This is a genomic window from Paenibacillus sp. J22TS3, assembly GCF_018403205.1.
GTDB lineage: Bacteria > Bacillota > Bacilli > Paenibacillales > Paenibacillaceae > Fontibacillus > Fontibacillus tuaregi.
This window is the reverse complement of sequence record NZ_BOSF01000004.1, coordinates 260,248-276,530: the sequence shown is the minus strand read 5'-3', so window position 1 is coordinate 276,530 and position 16,283 is coordinate 260,248. Positions and strand designations below refer to the sequence as shown.

General features: G+C 48.4%; 14 protein-coding genes. 9 read left to right on the top strand and 5 right to left on the bottom strand.

Annotated elements, in window-relative coordinates:
• Positions 1-46: 46 nt before the first annotated feature.
• From KJS63_RS14710 to KJS63_RS14685, 6 genes are all read left to right on the top strand, one after another.
• Positions 47-1,348, top strand: coding sequence for a pyrimidine-nucleoside phosphorylase (locus KJS63_RS14710; protein WP_068615275.1), 1,302 nt, complete (start codon positions 47-49; stop codon positions 1,346-1,348).
• Between the two features lie 534 nt (positions 1,349-1,882).
• Positions 1,883-2,053 carry a hypothetical protein gene (locus KJS63_RS14705; protein WP_213619798.1) on the top strand — a complete coding sequence of 57 codons (171 nt, stop codon included), beginning with the start codon at positions 1,883-1,885 and terminating at the stop codon, positions 2,051-2,053.
• A gap of 243 nt (positions 2,054-2,296) precedes the next feature.
• On the top strand, positions 2,297-3,676 hold the full coding sequence (locus tag KJS63_RS14700) for a PQQ-binding-like beta-propeller repeat protein (RefSeq protein WP_213619797.1): 1,380 nt from the start codon (positions 2,297-2,299) through the stop codon (positions 3,674-3,676).
• Between the two features lie 125 nt (positions 3,677-3,801).
• Complete coding sequence (locus KJS63_RS14695; protein ID WP_213619796.1) at positions 3,802-4,299, top strand: hypothetical protein; 498 nt, start codon at positions 3,802-3,804, stop codon at positions 4,297-4,299.
• Positions 4,300-4,326: 27 nt separating this feature from the next.
• Positions 4,327-5,238 carry a hypothetical protein gene (locus KJS63_RS14690; RefSeq protein ID WP_213619795.1) on the top strand — a complete coding sequence of 304 codons (912 nt, stop codon included), beginning with the start codon at positions 4,327-4,329 and terminating at the stop codon, positions 5,236-5,238.
• A gap of 293 nt (positions 5,239-5,531) precedes the next feature.
• Complete coding sequence (locus KJS63_RS14685; protein WP_213619794.1) at positions 5,532-7,502, top strand: methyl-accepting chemotaxis protein; 1,971 nt, start codon at positions 5,532-5,534, stop codon at positions 7,500-7,502.
• A 117-nt stretch (positions 7,503-7,619) separates the two neighbouring features.
• Here KJS63_RS14685 and KJS63_RS14680 read toward each other — a convergent pair whose 3' ends face one another.
• Positions 7,620-8,780, bottom strand: coding sequence for an MFS transporter (locus KJS63_RS14680; protein ID WP_213619793.1), 1,161 nt, complete (start codon positions 8,778-8,780; stop codon positions 7,620-7,622).
• 196 nt (positions 8,781-8,976) lie between these two features.
• Between KJS63_RS14680 and thrC the strand changes: the two genes are divergently transcribed.
• The 3 genes from thrC (at position 8,977) to KJS63_RS14665 (ending at position 12,959) form a co-directional block, all read left to right on the top strand.
• Complete coding sequence (gene thrC / locus KJS63_RS14675) at positions 8,977-10,377, top strand: threonine synthase (protein ID WP_213619792.1); 1,401 nt, start codon at positions 8,977-8,979, stop codon at positions 10,375-10,377.
• 397 nt (positions 10,378-10,774) lie between these two features.
• Positions 10,775-11,539, top strand: coding sequence for an exodeoxyribonuclease III (locus tag KJS63_RS14670; RefSeq protein WP_213619791.1), 765 nt, complete (start codon positions 10,775-10,777; stop codon positions 11,537-11,539).
• A gap of 28 nt (positions 11,540-11,567) precedes the next feature.
• Positions 11,568-12,959 (top strand): aldehyde dehydrogenase, encoded by a 1,392-nt coding sequence (locus tag KJS63_RS14665; protein ID WP_213619790.1) that lies wholly within the window; start codon positions 11,568-11,570, stop codon positions 12,957-12,959.
• 111 nt (positions 12,960-13,070) lie between these two features.
• Here the strand turns inward: KJS63_RS14665 and KJS63_RS14660 are convergent, their stop codons facing one another.
• The 4 genes from KJS63_RS14660 to KJS63_RS14645 form a co-directional block, all read right to left on the bottom strand.
• Positions 13,071-13,646 (bottom strand): hypothetical protein, encoded by a 576-nt coding sequence (locus KJS63_RS14660; RefSeq protein ID WP_213619789.1) that lies wholly within the window; start codon positions 13,644-13,646, stop codon positions 13,071-13,073.
• 170 nt (positions 13,647-13,816) lie between these two features.
• Positions 13,817-14,584 carry a MerR family transcriptional regulator gene (locus KJS63_RS14655; protein WP_213619788.1) on the bottom strand — a complete coding sequence of 256 codons (768 nt, stop codon included), beginning with the start codon at positions 14,582-14,584 and terminating at the stop codon, positions 13,817-13,819.
• A 99-nt stretch (positions 14,585-14,683) separates the two neighbouring features.
• Positions 14,684-15,022, bottom strand: coding sequence for a VOC family protein (locus KJS63_RS14650; protein ID WP_068615307.1), 339 nt, complete (start codon positions 15,020-15,022; stop codon positions 14,684-14,686).
• Positions 15,023-15,127: 105 nt separating this feature from the next.
• On the bottom strand, positions 15,128-16,249 hold the full coding sequence (locus KJS63_RS14645; protein ID WP_213619787.1) for a VanZ family protein: 1,122 nt from the start codon (positions 16,247-16,249) through the stop codon (positions 15,128-15,130).
• Positions 16,250-16,283: the final 34 nt, after the last annotated feature.

Below are 16,283 nucleotides of genomic sequence, written 5' to 3'. Positions count from 1 at the left end.
GTCTATGCAGGTCGGCATTGCAACAAAATGTGAGGAGAGTGTAAGTATGAGAATGGTGGATCTTATTGAGAAGAAGCGCGACGGTAAGGAATTATCAACAGAAGAAATCAACTTCATTATCGAAGGCTATACCAAAGGGGATATTCCTGATTATCAGGTAAGCGCGCTTGCCATGGCGATCTTCTTCAAGGACATGACAGAACGCGAACGCGCGGATCTGACCATGGCGATGGTGAACTCCGGAGAGACCATCGACTTGTCCGCAATTGAAGGCGTGAAGGTGGATAAGCACTCGACTGGCGGTGTCGGAGATACCACTACGCTCGTGCTTGCGCCCCTCGTTGCCGCCCTGGACATTCCAGTGGCAAAGATGTCAGGCCGCGGACTGGGCCATACCGGTGGTACGATTGACAAGCTGGAAGCCATTGAAGGCTTCCACGTGGAGATTACCAAGGAGGAATTCACGGATCTTGTGAACAATCACAAGATTGCGGTCATCGGGCAGACCGGAAACATCACCCCTGCCGACAAGAAATTGTACGCGCTGCGGGATGTGACAGCAACGGTAGACTCCATCGCGCTGATCGCCAGCTCGATCATGAGTAAGAAGATCGCGGCTGGTTCTGACGCCATCGTGCTTGACGTGAAGACTGGGGCTGGCGCATTTATGAAAACAGCCGAAGATGCCAGAGCACTTGCGCATGCCATGGTCAGCATTGGCAACAATGTAGGCCGCAGAACGATGGCGGTGATCTCAGATATGAGCCAGCCTCTGGGCTTGGCTATCGGGAATGCGCTTGAGGTCAAGGAAGCCATTGATACCCTCAAGGGTCATGGTCCTAAAGATCTTGAGGAGCTGTGTCTGGCCCTTGGACGCCAGATGGTCTTCCTGGCAGGCAAGGCGGCATCTCTGGAAGAAGCGGAAGAGAAGCTACGGGAAGTGATCAAGAACGGCAAGGCGCTTGAGAAGTTCAAAGAGTTCATCGCGAATCAGGGCGGCGACGCTTCGATTGTGGATCATCCTGAGAAACTTCCGCAGGCCGCTTATCTGATTGAAGTTCCAGCCAAGACCGATGGGGTTGTGGCCGAGATTGTGGCCGACGAGATCGGTACAGCTGCGATGCTGCTTGGGGCAGGACGCGCTACCAAGGAGTCGGAAATTGACTTGGCCGTAGGTCTGATGCTTAACAAGAAGATCGGGGATCAGGTTAAAGCTGGAGAGTCTCTGGTGACCATCCATGCCAACCGCGAGCAGGTGGACGATGTGATCGAAATGATTTATGAGAACATCCGTATTGCGGATCATGCGGAAGCGCCTGTCTTGGTGCACGGGATCGTAACGGAGTAAATGATCTGGTAGCTGGATCAGCTGACCGGATCGGATAACGATATTTATTTAAAGAGCATGGACCTTTGCGGGTCCATGCTCTTTTTCATGTGCAGATAAGTGATTATTAACTATAAAAGGTTGTCTTAACTCGTAGGGACGGCTTGAGATGAGGCTTGGAGCATAGTGACTTGGAGCATGGTGAAGGCCTACACACCCGACTAATGTCCTGAATTTTACGGTGCCTCTGGTCCCTGGTTGACAAGGGTCATCGTCTGATTACTGTCCCAAATAGAAGAAAGCCCTATGTAGCCCTTTCTTCGTATATCCTACCCCGCAGGTCGTGATTTGTGCTGAAATTCATGGCCCTTTCCTCCTTAAATTGCGAAAAAGTGTTTACGTTATATTGGATTCGGGTATTGTTATTATCGAAGATTGGGTTACCGCACGAAAATTGGATGACCCGTAACGAAGATTGAATGACCCGTATCCGGTAACTAAACGGCTAAATTTCGCATGCACTGTTAGCATGCAGTGGTATTAGGAGGAGAACATATGAATACGAATTTGACCGTTCATCAGGCGATGGCTTATCAGCACTATCAGCCCTTCAGAACTCAAAATGTTAATATACAGAAAAAAGAGAGCGAGAACGACAACCATCGGAGCTTCCGGGATATTTTAAGTGAGAAAATGGAGTCATCTAAGTCTGGTCTAAGAAGATAGACCTTTGTGTGAATTTTTACTGCACCCAAGACAAATACATAGAATATTTGATTGTCCACCTCTTTGTCCACACTGGTTTTGTTAAAGTATGGCTGCTTAGGTGGACTGCTGCTTTTTCAGCTATTATGGAAACATATCGAACGAACGGTACTTTTTTAGAAAGAGGTTAGTAATAAATAGCTTGAATAAGCTGCCAGACCACCTTCAAGATGTTGTCATGAACGAATTAAGGGGGAATATGGGTTGAGCAGGCGGCGCCTATGGGGCGGCAGGTTAACCGGCAAATTCATGATTTGCCTGTTGGTGGCGGTTGTGGCTGCAGGAACGGCTGCAGCAGAAGGGGAACGGCATAACATCTTTGGGGCCGCCGGGCTGGGGCCGGGTATACGAATTACCGATGTTCAGTTGACTAGAAATGTCCAGTACACCCTTGGCGGGATTACTTCCGAGAAACATGGTTATATCGCGTTGGCGAATAAGGAAGGGGACATCATTTGGTCCAAGGACATTGGAATTTCCGAGGATGACAAACAGATTCAATTCACAAGTGTACAGTCTGATGTGCAGGGGGCTTATTACCTCGGCGGTTCCCAGCCAGGGAGAAGTCAATATTATGCCGATCTTTATTTTACTAAGCTGGATAACAGCGGAGCTGTGAAGTGGAAAAAGGTTGTTGAGACGGGAGGCTTTGGGTACGTTTATTCCGTTGCTCCTGTGTCAGATGGGGGGATGGTTTACACTGCCGTCTCGTCAAAAAATGATCAGTCTCAGGATGCCTATATTGGAAGGTTGAACAAAAAGGGAGAGTCCGTCTGGACCAAGGTGATTTCTTCAAGTGGCTCAGACCCTGAAGGGGTGACCGCAGAGTCTATCTATCCTTCTGAGGATGGGAGCTTTCTAGTTGGAGGAAGCCAGAACGGCAGATGCTCGGTATGGAAACTGGATTCAGCGGGGAAGATGGTGTGGAGTAAAAATTTCAAGGGAGCTTCAAGCGGTAGAGTGACCGCATCCAAGGATGGGGGAGGTGTCGCGGCACACGTAAGCAGAACAGGAGAAGGTCGGCTGGTAAAGCTTGGGCGGGCAGGCGGAGAAGAGTGGAGCCAACCGTTTAAGGCCAAGGCCATCTTGTCTCTTGAACTGTCACAAGATGGAGGTTACTTGCTTGGTACCCCTGAAGGAATCGTTAAATTCAATCATCATGGTGAAGTCCAAGGGACATCAAATATACGTAAAGTAACCGGCTTGTACAAGACCGCCGGGACGACTATGGTTGCAGTCCGTTCCTTAAACCGTTTGGAGAAACTGTCTTTAGGCAGTTTCACTTCTCTTAAGTCTGATCGAAATCTGTCCAAGCTGCAGCCGAAGGTGGCGGACAAGCTTCAATTCGACTCCGAGGAATACAGCATCAGTAGCGGGGATACCTTTGATACGGTCGTACTCTCCTCCAGATCCGGCAGTGGAAGGCGTGTGCCTGTAACTAAGCTCAGCAAGTTCCAATCAGACAATCCGAAGGTACTCACCATTGACAACGAAGGGAACATTACAGGCGTGAAGCGGGGAAAGACTGTGATCCGGGCGAGCTATGAAGGGCAGAGCGTTACTGCGGAAGTAAGTGTGTACTAACGGGATTTAACCATATAGGCCAACTAAATATCTACAGCAGGTCAAGACTGAAGTGCTCAGTGTGCATCTTGATTTGCTGTTTTTTTATACATGAGTGAACCCAATTTTAGGATGAGTGTATAAAAATGGAATATATTGGCTGGAAAAAGGGTCTGTTCAGCAGTATGACTGCGGTGATGCTGGTTGCGGGCTCATGGTCGGGGCAAGCGTCGGCAGCGGAGAGAGATGCACAATCTGGGATTCAGTCGGCTTTTCCATTTAGTTCTGCGGTAGTCCAGGAGCCTGCGACCCAGTGGGAGAAGAAGCTGGATGGGATAGTCAGCGAAATTACAGGTGTATCCCTAATTGAGCAGGGTAAGTTTTCATTTGGGGGCTTGGGTCAGCGTAACTCGTACAATGAATTTGAGCACGCCGTTTTAGGCCGCATGGATGAGCAAGGGAACTTGGAGTGGAGCAGGGAGTTAGAACTGAGAGAGCCGTATTACCATAAGATTATCAAGATACTCCAAGTGAAGCCTGCGGAGGATGGTGGATATATTATTGCGGGAGAAGTTCCGAGTTTTCATTTTAGGTACACTTCAGGATATATTGCCAAAACCGATCGAAATGGGGATCTACTATAGGAGAAGTACTTTGAGGGCGCTGGCCAGGTGAAAATCAGTTCTCTGACTGAAACTACCGATGGGGGATTTCTCTATACGACAAATGAGGTACTTGGATCGTCAGGATTAGCTGGTGCAAAAGTCAAAAAGATTGACCAAACCGGCGGCACTGAATGGGACCTTAGGTTAGGGATGGGCCATCTTGAAAATCAAGTGGCGTTTACTACGAATATCGACGAGTCTGAAGATGGAGGCGCCATCATCGCCGGTTCCAAGGGCCGCACCCCCCAACTATGGAAGATTAGTGCAAATGGGGAATTGGAATGGATCAAGGATGATCCGAGTGTGAACGGCCGGGTCAAGACCGTGAATGGAGGATATCTTATAGCCAGTCGGGGTGCCGAACAATTCAATTTGCTTAAGACAGATGGAGCGGGAAATACGGAATGGAGTAAGAAAGTGGGAAGCGGCAGTATACAAGGGCTTTATGAGAATCCGCATGGATATCTATTTGGAGCAACAACCGGAATTTATCAGACCGACATTTCAGGTAATCTACTATGGGCGAAATCTCTGGGAAATGTAGCTGTGGTAGAATCTCTTGCGAATAGAGAGGTTGTAGCGGTCGCGGATAAAAACCGGTTGGTCAAGTTATCGTGGAACACTCCTGCCGATCCGGATAATCCTGGCACCGACCCGAATCTGCCTGGGGATGGCTTAAGGTTTGAAGATGAAGAGTACAGCATTAATGTGGGAGACACCTTCGATACTGTAGTTACAGTAAATGGAGCGGAAGGAACTCCCGTTAAGGTAACCAAATTCAGCACGTACAAGTCGGACAACCCGGACGTGCTGTCCATTGATGCTCAAGGCAACATCACAGGACTGAAGCGTGGGGTGGCCGTAATCACGGCCATTTATGGTGGCAAGACGGCAGCAGCAATGGTGAATGTTTATTAATATATTCTATCAATAAGTAGGATTGAACCCTTCAGCCATAGTGGGCTGGAGGGTTTTTGTGATGCTCAGAAACAAGTGGACTTAGGATTGCCTGGTAAAATCTGTGTTAAAACATTTTCGGCAATTAATATAAAATCCTGTCTTTTTTTGTCGATATAACTAATTAAATCATAATACAAGGTGTAACAAATTAAAGATTTGCAGGAACATATTCTCGATCATGTTATATCAGCAGCAATATCTTTAATTCAATCCACTTAGTAGGCAAAAAAAATAATATTCGAGGTGCTGCCATGTCTGTGAAATTTAAGCTGATTATCATGTTTATCTTAGTTGCCCTAATCACAATTGCGCCTACCAGCTATTTAAGTTTTAAGAACCTGGAGCAGCAGGCTACCCAAAGGGTCGAGAGCAAAATGCTAGGAACAGCCAATACAGTAACTAGTGATCTGAATGGCTGGATTCAAGGGAATATTAAGGTCGTCAAAACTTTGGGAACACTCCTGCAAGACGCTGTGTCTGAGGACCAACTGACCCCCGCTTATCTGCAGGCACATAAAAATGATGACATCGCCCGGAGTGTCACGAGTATTTATGTTGGGTATGAGGATGGAAAGTTTATTGATTCGGGAAATGCACCGCAGAATTTTGATCCCCGGAGCAGACCGTGGTACAAGCAGGCCAAAGAGACTGGCAAGCTCGTTGTTACCGATCCTTACCTTGATATGGGAACGAAGAGTTATACCATTTCCATCAGTTATCCCTTCAAAAATCAAAACGGCCAGCTTCAAGGAGTAATCGGGCTGGATATTCTACTGACCGATATCACGCCGATTGTGAGCAAGGTAAACCTGGATGGGATGGGCTTTGCATTCTTGGTGGATAAGAACGGAACTGTTCTGGCTCATCCAGATAAGAAGCTGCTCAATACGAACCTCAAGAACAACGCTGACCTAAAATCTGTGGTAGGCGATATGATATCCAAGCCTTCAGGCCAAGCGGAGTATACGCACACGAATGATACCCAGATCCTTGTGTATAAAAAAATCCCGAGCTCCGGCTGGGTGGTGGCAGCGTCCATCTCCAAAGATCTGGCTTATGAGCAGCTGACTCAAATCCGCACGCAGTTCATTTGGATCAATGTAGTTGTGCTTGGGATTGTGATTGCCTTGGCATTCTTTCTCTCCATGCAGATTATTAAGCCTTTGGCACGTCTTAAAGCAACCTCACAGAAGATGTCTGAAGGGGATCTGACGGTGAAAGTATCCGTTAACGGGAAAGATGAGATTGCCGAGCTAGGGCACTCCTTTAATACCATGGCGGAGAATTTGCGTCATCTTATTCAGAAGGTGGCGGATTCAGCCACCACGATAGACACTACATCCAAGAATATGCATCATCATGCGTCTGACAGCGGCAAGATCGCGGAACAGATCTCGACGGCGGTGGAAGAACTGGCCAAGGGAGCAACAGACCAGGCAGAGTCGGTCTTTACGGGAGCAGAGATGGTCACTGAGATGACCCAGTCGGTTCAACGCATTTCACAGAACGTCGAACGCTCTGTCCAGATGATCGATCAAGTGAACCAAGCGGTGAGCGATGGCTTTAAGACCATTGTGAACCAAGTACAGCTCTCGGGAGAGAGCAAGCTGACCACGAAGGATGTGGGGGAATCTATTCAGCTTCTGGCAGATAAATCACACCGGATTGAAGAGATTGTCGGGGTCATTCATAACCTTGCCACACAGACTAATCTGCTTGCACTGAATGCGGCTATTGAAGCGGCCCGGGCTGGGGAGCACGGCAGAGGATTTGCTGTCGTAGCCGGGGAGGTTCGCAAGCTGGCTGAGCAGTCGGCCGCATCGAGTGACAATATTATTGTGCTGATTAAGGAGATTCAGCAGGCCACCCTGCAAAGTGTGGATAAGATGGCAAAAGCCAAACAAGTCGTTGAATACCAGGAGTCTGCGGTAAGCGATACGAAAGCTTCGTTTGATAAAATTAAGGAATCTGTGGAGAACATTGTGGTCCAGATTCACGAGGTGTCTGCAGCGGAATCTGCGCTGAGTGCCAATGCCACCAATATTTCCGATGTCATCTCGACGGTTGCGGCTGTGGCGGAACAAAGCGCGGCATCTACGGAAGAAGTAGCTTCCTCGACTCATGAGCAGTCAGGAGCGATTATTCAGATCTCTGAGCTGTCCGGGGAGCTTGCAAAGAACGCGGACAGTCTTCTGGAAGAGGTAGGTAGATTTAAGATATAATCTAAGACTAATAAAACACCTCCAAGAAAATGCAACCCCATGTCATAAGATATGGGACAGGAATCTTGGAGGTGTTTTTCTTGTGGCAGCAGGCCAAATTTCCATATATATCTATTTCTACTCTTGGGCTGCGGTGATATTCCGCCTTCCATATATCCGGTTCAGCACAATCCCGAATACCATGCCGGCGAGCGACATGACCGAGATTGTTAAGAACAGCGCCTGTCCGCCAAAGGCCTCATACAGGGCTCCGCCAGCATAGGAGGCGATAATTCCCGATACACCGAAGAACAGGAGAGCCAGTACCGTCTGACTGGTAGCCCGCCATTCGACCGGCGCAATCCGGTACAAGTACTGGATTGCGGCAGAGTAGAATATAGGGAAGGTGAGAATTTGCAGCAGTTGAATGTACACCAGAGCATGCGGGTCTGTGACCCAGGCTGAGATGAAGAAACGCAGGAAATAGAAAGCGCTGGCAATGGTAATGATCATCAGCTCGTGTCCCTTGCGCATCCACCAGAAGCTGAGGGCGAAGACGACAATTTCACTACCGGCCGCAAGGAACCAGGCCTGGCCAACGAGCTCGGAATTCCCGCCGAGCTGGCCGATGTAGACTCCGAGGAACGTATCGTTCATCCGGGCCGGGACAGAGCTGATGAACACAAGAACCAGGAACAGCAGAGTTTCGCGGTTCCCGAGAAATTTCTTCAGGCTCTCCAGCGTAACAGGTTTCCCGGCAACGGGGGCATCTGGCATAATCAGACTGATCAGAAAGCTGACACCGCCGATGATGGCGAACAGGTAGGCAAGGCTATGGGCTCCGTACCAGGACATAATATATCCCGCGGCAAGGGACATAACCCCATAACCCAAAGCACCATAAGTTCGGATTGAACCGTAGCTGACCCCAGCTGCTTCACCGACCCGGAAGTTGAGGCTTTCGGTCAACGGATCGATCGGCATCAGAAAGAAATAGAGAAACATGGCATAGACAATCAGCATGCCGTAGCTTGTCGAGGCATAAAGCAGATATCCAAGTAAGGTGGAAAATATAAGCAGCAGCAGAAGCACTTTACGGATGGTCTTGGTGCGGTCACTGATCATCCCCCATAAGGGCTGGGCAATAATTGTGATAAATCCGCCGCTTCCCACGATGAATCCAATTTGGGCGGGATTCAGCCCTTGTTCGCTGAGATACACCGGAAGAAACGGGATAAAGATGGCCAGAAGCGCAAAATACAAAAAATTAAACGCCCGCAGCGGGGTAGTTGATTTCATAGCTATAATACCTGCCTTATGATGACATATTTGATTCACTGAACCAATTTATTCATTGTAACATGGCAGTGCACATTTCTGAATCCGGGATTTAACTTTAAGCATGTAAACGAATAAAATTAAAAATAGTACTTGGTTGATGGACTCTTAAAGGTTAATATAGACATAATCAAAATACACTTTTGGGAGGAAGAGTATGCAATATGTTAGTACACGGGGGCAAGTAGAACCCAAAGGTTTTATCGATACAGTGCTCATGGGGCTTGCGGATGATGGCGGACTGATGATTCCCCGGGAAATCCCGGTCATTTCCCCCTCCACATTGGAAGAGTGGAGGAATCTGAGCTATGAAGAGCTGTTCCTGCGCATTTTCTCTTACTACATTAATAATGAGATTCCTGCCGAGGACTTGAAGGATATGGTACGGCGCAGCTATGCGAGCTTCCGTTCTCCGGAAGTGGCACCGGTTAGAAAGATTAATGACTCTCTGTACATTCTTGAGCTGTTCCATGGTCCTACCTTTGCCTTCAAGGATGTGGCGCTGCAATTTATGGGAGAATTCTATTCTTATGTCTCCAAGAAGCAGGGGGAGATCATTCATATTCTCGGAGCTACCTCTGGAGATACCGGAGCGGCCGCGATCCAAGGTGTACGAGGCAAGGAAGGGATTAAGATTTGCATTCTCTACCCTCATCAGAAGGTCAGCAAGATTCAAGAGCTTCAGATGACCACGGTGAACGATGACAATGTGCTCAACCTCTCAGTCAAAGGAAACTTTGATGACTGCCAGAAAGTGATTAAAGACCTGTTCGCGGATCTGGACTTCAAGGCGAAGCATCATCTTCGGGCGATCAATTCGATTAACTTTGTGCGTATTCTGGCCCAGACCGTATATTATTTCTATGCCTACTTCCGTACGGATCTGGAGGACCAGCAGTCCAAGAAGATCAACATCAGCGTGCCGTCCGGCAACTTCGGCAACGTATTCTCCGGTTTCCTGGCCAAGAAGATGGGACTGCCTATTCATAAGCTGATTATTGCGACGAATGAAAATAATATTTTGGAGCGCTTTGTGCGCACTGGTGAATATAAGCCAGGGGACTTTAAGAGCACGTACAGTCCTTCCATGGATATTCAGGTTGCCAGCAACTTTGAGAGATATCTCTATTACCTGCTGGATGAGGATGCCGGGAAGGTCGCGGAATATATGGCTCAACTGAAGAATGAGGGACAAATCAACATCAGTCCTGAGCTTCTTAAGCGGGTACAGTCTGAATTTTCGGCTTACGGGGCTTCCAATGAGGAGTGCCTTGAATATGTCGGGAAGTATTATAAAGATTACAACTATCTGCTTGATCCGCACACGGCATGCGGAGTTGCAGCTTACCAAGAATGCAGCGGAGACGGTGAGGTTACCATATCGCTTGCTACCGCTCATCCGGCGAAATTTGATGAAGCGATTGGACTCTGCCAAATCAAGCAGCAGTTCCCGGATGAAATCTCGGCACTCTTGTCGAAGCCTCAATACCAGCAGGTTGTTGACTACGATCAGGACAAGATTGTTCGTGAACTGGAAACGTTCTACGGAGACAAGTAAGAGAGTTTATTTTATAAATAGAACCTTCGATATTCCCACCCCTTGGGGTGGCATCGAAGGTTCTTTGTCTTTTGCGCTTAAATCTATTCCTGTCCGAATGGGGATTCTGATCTGGAAATCGTTCACATGCGCTACAGCCGGAAGCGAGAGGAGAGCTCTTAAAGCTCCACGGTCATAGTGGTCAAGGACTGCACAGCCTCTTCAACCTCTGTCATGGTTGCAAGCTGCTGATTCACAATAAATCTCATTCTTGCAACCTTCTTTCATTCTAGGTTTTAAAAGATTTCATAAGTCTTTGCTCTCTATATATCGTATAATTTAGGCTGTTCCTAAAGACGATGGATCTGAATTTATAGAAGTTGGGTTAAATTACCTAGCAGTAAGGGGGAAGAATAAGATGAAGCTGGTATCCTGGAATGTGAACGGGCTGAGAGCCTGTGTGAATAAAGGGTTTAATGATTATTTTGACGCGGTGGATGCAGATATATTTTGTGTGCAGGAGATCAAGCTTCAGGAAGGTCAGATCGATCTGGATCATGGAGGAAGGTATCTGCAGTATTGGAACTATGCCGAGAAGAAAGGCTACTCCGGGACAGCGGTATTCAGCAAGATCAAACCGCTATCGGTGCGCTACGGCCTGGAGGAGGATCATGAACCGGAAGGGCGCGTGCTGACCCTGGAGTTCCAGGAATTCTACCTGGTTAATGTCTATACGCCAAACGCCAAGCGGGACCTGTCCAGGCTGGATTATCGTCTGGAATGGGAGGACCGGTTCAGGTCTTACCTGCTGAAGCTGGATGCACGCAAGCCGGTTATCGTGTGTGGGGATATGAATGTGGCACACCAGGAGATTGATATCAAGAATGCCAAGGGGAATAAGGGCAACTCGGGATTTACAGCTGAGGAACGGGATAAGATGAGCCGGCTGCTGGAAGCCGGATTTATAGATACCTTCCGCCACTTTTATCCGGACCGGGAGGAGGCTTACAGCTGGTGGTCCAATATGCCTAAGGTTCGGGAGCGGAATGTGGGTTGGCGGATCGACTACTTCCTTGCTTCCACAAGGCTTGGGCCTAATCTGGCTGACGCCGAGATCCATTCCCACGTCCTGGGAAGCGACCACTGTCCGGTCGTATTAATTCTAGCGGATGAGTTGAAATAGATGGGTGCCATTAGAAGAGGAGGAGCCTATGAATGATTCTAGCCATATCAGACAAGAGATCGAAGCACATCTCCAGCGGCAGCGGTGTTATCAGGAGGGTGGATATACCCGCAGTGTGAGCAAGAGATTGGACAGATTGGCGCGGCTTGCGGAGGTGCTCAAGTCTTATGAGCCTGATATTATGGTTGCGCTGCGGCAGGATCTGAACAAATCTGAGCTGGAATCCTACACAACCGAATTGGGGATTGTGCTTGAGGAGATCAGACACATTCGCAGACGCCTGCGCAGGTGGGTGAAGCCGCGCAAGGTCAAGACAGCGCTCACCCATGTCGGCTCCAAAGGATATATTGTGCCTGAGCCTTATGGCACCGTGCTGATTATCGCCCCATGGAATTACCCCTTCCAATTGGCAGTATCCCCGCTGGTGGGTGCGATTGCGGCAGGGAATACAGTCGTGCTTAAGCCCTCCGAGTTGGCGCCTGCCATGTCGGCGCTGCTGAAGCGGGTGCTGGGCGAGGTGTTTAGCGAAGATGAGGTGGTTGTCCTAGAAGGTGGTGTAGAGGTAAGCACCGCACTGCTTGAACAGAAATTTGACTATATTTTCTTCACCGGGAGTGTGAATGTTGGACGCATTGTGATGGAGGCCGCTTCCAAGCACCTAACTCCGGTCACCCTGGAGCTTGGAGGGAAAAGTCCTTGCATCGTCCATTATGATGCGGATGTGAAGCTTGCGGCCAGACGGATTGCCTTCGGCAAATTCACCAATGCAGGCCAGACCTGCGTGGCTCCGGATTATTTGTGGGTTCATAAGGACATCAAGGAGGAATTGTTATCCGAGCTGAAGATTGCCGTGCAAAGTTTCTACGGGGAACGTCCCCTGCAGCATCCTGATTATGGCCGGATCGTAAGCCGCAGGCACTTCGACAGGCTGGTATCCTTCACGGGGAATGGGCGGATTGTTATGGGGGGCGACTCGGATGAGGAGCTCCTCAAGATCGAACCTACTGTCATTGACCAGGTAACTTGGGATATGCCTATGATGAAAGAGGAAATCTTTGGTCCGGTATTTCCGGTAATGGAGTATGATTCCCTGGATCAGGTTATCCAAGGAGTCCGCAGCCATCCCAAGCCGCTAGCGCTGTACTTGTTCAGCGAGAGCCGCTCTGTCCAGCAGCAGGTGACAGAGTCCCTATCTTTTGGCGGCGGCACGATTAACGACACGCTGATGCATCTCGCGACCCCCTATCTGCCGTTCGGCGGCGTTGGAGAGAGCGGCATGGGCAGCTACCACGGCTATGAGAGCTTCAAGACCTTTTCGCATGAGAAGAGTGTGCTCGTGCAAACTACCCGTTTTGACTTCACTTTCCGGTATCCTTCCTCCAAACATGCTCTGAAAATAATGAAGAAGCTGTTGAAGTAAAGGAAAGCTGTTTGCGCTATGCTCAGTACGGGCAATAAAAAACAAACCCCCTGTCTAAAAAGACGGGGGATCTCATTTAATCTGAAGGAGAGCACTTAACAGGAGCTCTTTTTATTTTTGCAAAATATATTGACCTGTTCCCTTGTATGTATTCGTCTTAGAATTCCAGGTCAGAATTCCTTCCACCGGGTCCCATCCGCCTTCTTCCCGGTACTTTTTCCAATATTGATGTACCCTTCCCTTGGGATCGATCTTAACTCCCTGATCGCCCATTAACTGCAGCACCTTCTTCAGTGTTCTTCCCTGGAGTCTGTATACATACAGCTGGGTATTTGAAGGAAAAAAGGAGTAGGTCACAGCAACATGTTTTTCTTTTTTGGATACCGGGTAGATTTGGATGGATGGGTCCTCCCCGTATTCCTCGTCGCTTATTATTCCTGTATTGATAAGAGCAACAGCACCTTTGGAATCCACGTAGTAGAAGTTACCCGATTTAGTCAGCACAAAAGATTCATTCTTCTTGTCCGCATTGATGTCCGCTGTTTTTATTACGGTAATGACTTCTTTAGGATACTTTTTCTTCATTATATCCTGAGGTTTAACGGCTTGGGCATCCACAGACGAACCCAAGAACATAGGAATTGAAATTAGTAAAATAAATGATGCTAATAACTTGCTTGCTTTCATATGGACCTCCGTGTACAGTTCCCCGTCATTTAAACTGGACTTACTGCTTGGATAATTATGGTGACTTGAAGATTTAGATAAATATACCATACGAGATATGCATGTGAAAAGGCTTAGGGGCAGCCCGTGGGTTGTTATTCCCGAAAGCTGCCCTTAAAAGCCTTATAACCTTACGGGTTGGATACTCCCGTGTAGATCAGAATCGCATCCCGGAGAAATTCTGCCGTTCCCGGCACCTTCTCATCATAATGCGCTTTGAATCTCTCGTCATCCACATACATTTGGGCGAGCCCAGCATGGGCTTCCTTGCTGTAACTGCTCCAGTAGTGAGTCAGCCACTTCTTATGCAGCTCCGCTGTTTTTTGCGCCAGTTCACCTGCCGGGTCCCCTGTTTTGAAGGCTTCGGCTAAAGTGGCATACAGCTCTTCGGTTAGACGGGTAACTTCCTCGTACTCGGATTGGCTCATATTCTTCAGCTTGGCGTTCGATCGGGCGACAGCATCCTCGCCGTATTTCTCCCGGATTTCCTGTCCGTACTTGAGTTCATTTTCATCAATCAGCTTCTGTTTGAAGCCTTCGAATTTTTCCTGATCGGTCATGGTAATTCTCCCTTCATGCAGTGCGATGGTCTTCTCCACATTGGAGATGAGCAGGTCGAGCTGCCTTTTCTTGTCCAGGAGCTGTTCGCGATGGTCCTTCAGGGCGCTGACTCCATCGAAGGAATCGGAGTTCACAAGTTCATTAATCCGTTCCAGACTAAGTCCAAGCTCCCTGTAGAATAAAATGTGCTGTAATCTGTCCACTTCGGCCTGGCCGTAGATCCGATAGCCAGATGAGTTCATTCTTGCCGGCTTAAGAATGCCAATCTCATCATAGTAGCGGAGCGTCCTTGTGCTAATACCAGCCATCCGGCCAAGCTTCTGTATCGTGTATTCCATCTTGAATTCCCTCCTGACAACTAAAGGGTACACCTTAACGCTACGTGAAGGTCAAGGGGATTTTCGAACTTTTGACCGATTCAGAACTTTTTATTCGGCTCAACTCACCACTTCAACCGTAAATCCCCCTGGAGCCTTCACATAAAAGGTATAGCCGTGAGCATGCTTTGGAGGATTAACATCATAGCCGTCTTCCTTCAGCCTCTGATTGATTTGATCTACGACGGCCTCACTTTCCTGGGTGAACCCGATATGAAATGTTTCGGGATAATGAACTTCTGAGCCTTTCATCAAGGTAAGGATAATCTGGTTGTCATCGTTCAACAGAGCAAACGCATTCCCGCGTGTATTCAGACAGCGCAGCCCGAAATACTTTACCAGAAAGTCCTTAGCAGCAGTTACATCCGTGACCGTAAGATTGAGATGGTTCAGAATCATGAGATCACTCCTTTTTCATATTGTTAAGAAGATGGTGGGGGCTTAGTTATCATATTAAACCGAAATAATGGCTGGTGTAAAATGGAAAAAAAGAAGAACAAGGGCCTATAACGGTCCTTGTTCTTCTTTAGGGGAAGGAGAGGGGGCATGCCATATAATCTGGTGGCTTGTTTTACTAATTTTCTCATAGAATAAGGCTGAATCCTTGCGGATTACCCGGATGATAACATGGAAGAAGAACCAGGCGTTCATGGCGAACACCACCAGCCCCAAGAAGGCTCTTCCGATGTCTGGGATTTCACCCAGAGAGCCAACCATCAGCCGATTCATTCCGAAGAAGAGCCAGTATAGAAGACCATAACGGACGATTAGGGACGCAAGGCTAATCCGCTCCTGTCCGTCGGTGAGACGGATGCGCACCAGCCATTTTCCGGGAGTAACCCCGTTAGTGATCCAAGGAATCAGAATGAAATACAGGCCAGTTGCCACCCAGAAGGAGAACGGGATTTGGAGAATAATGCATATTCCCAGCAGGATAGGCCATAGTATGGAGTCCACTAGGAAAGCCATTGCCCGCCGGGTATAAGTAACCCGTTTGGCAGATACATCCACCTTGGCATCGAGCTGCTCGATACGGGGCAGCAGACCGGCCAGCCATTCAGCTGCAAGATATCCTATGATTCCCCCGAGCGTATTGGTCATTAAATCGTCAACGTCAAATACACGGTAGGCATGGTCATACAGCCCATAAATGCCGGTAACCTGTGTCACCTCGAAGAACAGGGACAGCAGGAACGAGAGCAGCAGTCCGCGCAGCCAGCTGATGCGGAAATAGTAGCGGAGCACCATCCCGAAAGGAACCGTCAGCAGCACGTTGAACACAACCTGAAGAAAAGCGCGTTCTTTCAGAAGGTGAATATAGCTGGACGGCTGGGAGAAGTTGACGGAAGTTTCCTTCAGAATATCATGAATAAAATTAAGCGGAACGAGCTGCAGCGCGCCGGAGGCCAGCGGCGGGTTATGCCTTGAGGAAGGCAGCGGCAGGATAACCAGGAACAGAGCGTTCAGCAAGTATAAGAGAAAGAGATAGAGCACTAGCGCCCGCACCTTGTTAATATAACCATGCTTACGGTATTGAACGATCAGAAATGGGAGTGTGAAGGCCATTGCCACAAAAGGGAATGCGAGAAAAGCATACGAAATCGGGAACAAATAAGAGTGAAGCATATATGTGTACACCTGCCTGTAGGGTAATCTTCGG

What these genes read in the sequence shown, in the direction of transcription:
- KJS63_RS14655 (WP_213619788.1), bottom strand. Translation starts at nt 14,584, where the DNA reads ATGGAATACACGATACAGAAGCTTGGCCGGATGGCTGGTATTAGCACA.
- KJS63_RS14705 (WP_213619798.1), top strand. Translation starts at nt 1,883, where the DNA reads ATGAATACGAATTTGACCGTTCATCAGGCGATGGCTTATCAGCACTAT.
- KJS63_RS14680 (WP_213619793.1), bottom strand. Translation starts at nt 8,780, where the DNA reads ATGAAATCAACTACCCCGCTGCGGGCGTTTAATTTTTTGTATTTTGCG.
- KJS63_RS14650 (WP_068615307.1), bottom strand. Translation starts at nt 15,022, where the DNA reads ATGATTCTGAACCATCTCAATCTTACGGTCACGGATGTAACTGCTGCT.
- KJS63_RS14710 (WP_068615275.1), top strand. Translation starts at nt 47, where the DNA reads ATGAGAATGGTGGATCTTATTGAGAAGAAGCGCGACGGTAAGGAATTA.
- KJS63_RS14645 (WP_213619787.1), bottom strand. Translation starts at nt 16,249, where the DNA reads ATGCTTCACTCTTATTTGTTCCCGATTTCGTATGCTTTTCTCGCATTC.
- KJS63_RS14670 (WP_213619791.1), top strand. Translation starts at nt 10,775, where the DNA reads ATGAAGCTGGTATCCTGGAATGTGAACGGGCTGAGAGCCTGTGTGAAT.
- KJS63_RS14665 (WP_213619790.1), top strand. Translation starts at nt 11,568, where the DNA reads ATGAATGATTCTAGCCATATCAGACAAGAGATCGAAGCACATCTCCAG.
- KJS63_RS14695 (WP_213619796.1), top strand. Translation starts at nt 3,802, where the DNA reads ATGGAATATATTGGCTGGAAAAAGGGTCTGTTCAGCAGTATGACTGCG.
- thrC (WP_213619792.1), top strand. Translation starts at nt 8,977, where the DNA reads ATGCAATATGTTAGTACACGGGGGCAAGTAGAACCCAAAGGTTTTATC.
- KJS63_RS14660 (WP_213619789.1), bottom strand. Translation starts at nt 13,646, where the DNA reads ATGAAAGCAAGCAAGTTATTAGCATCATTTATTTTACTAATTTCAATT.
- KJS63_RS14685 (WP_213619794.1), top strand. Translation starts at nt 5,532, where the DNA reads ATGTCTGTGAAATTTAAGCTGATTATCATGTTTATCTTAGTTGCCCTA.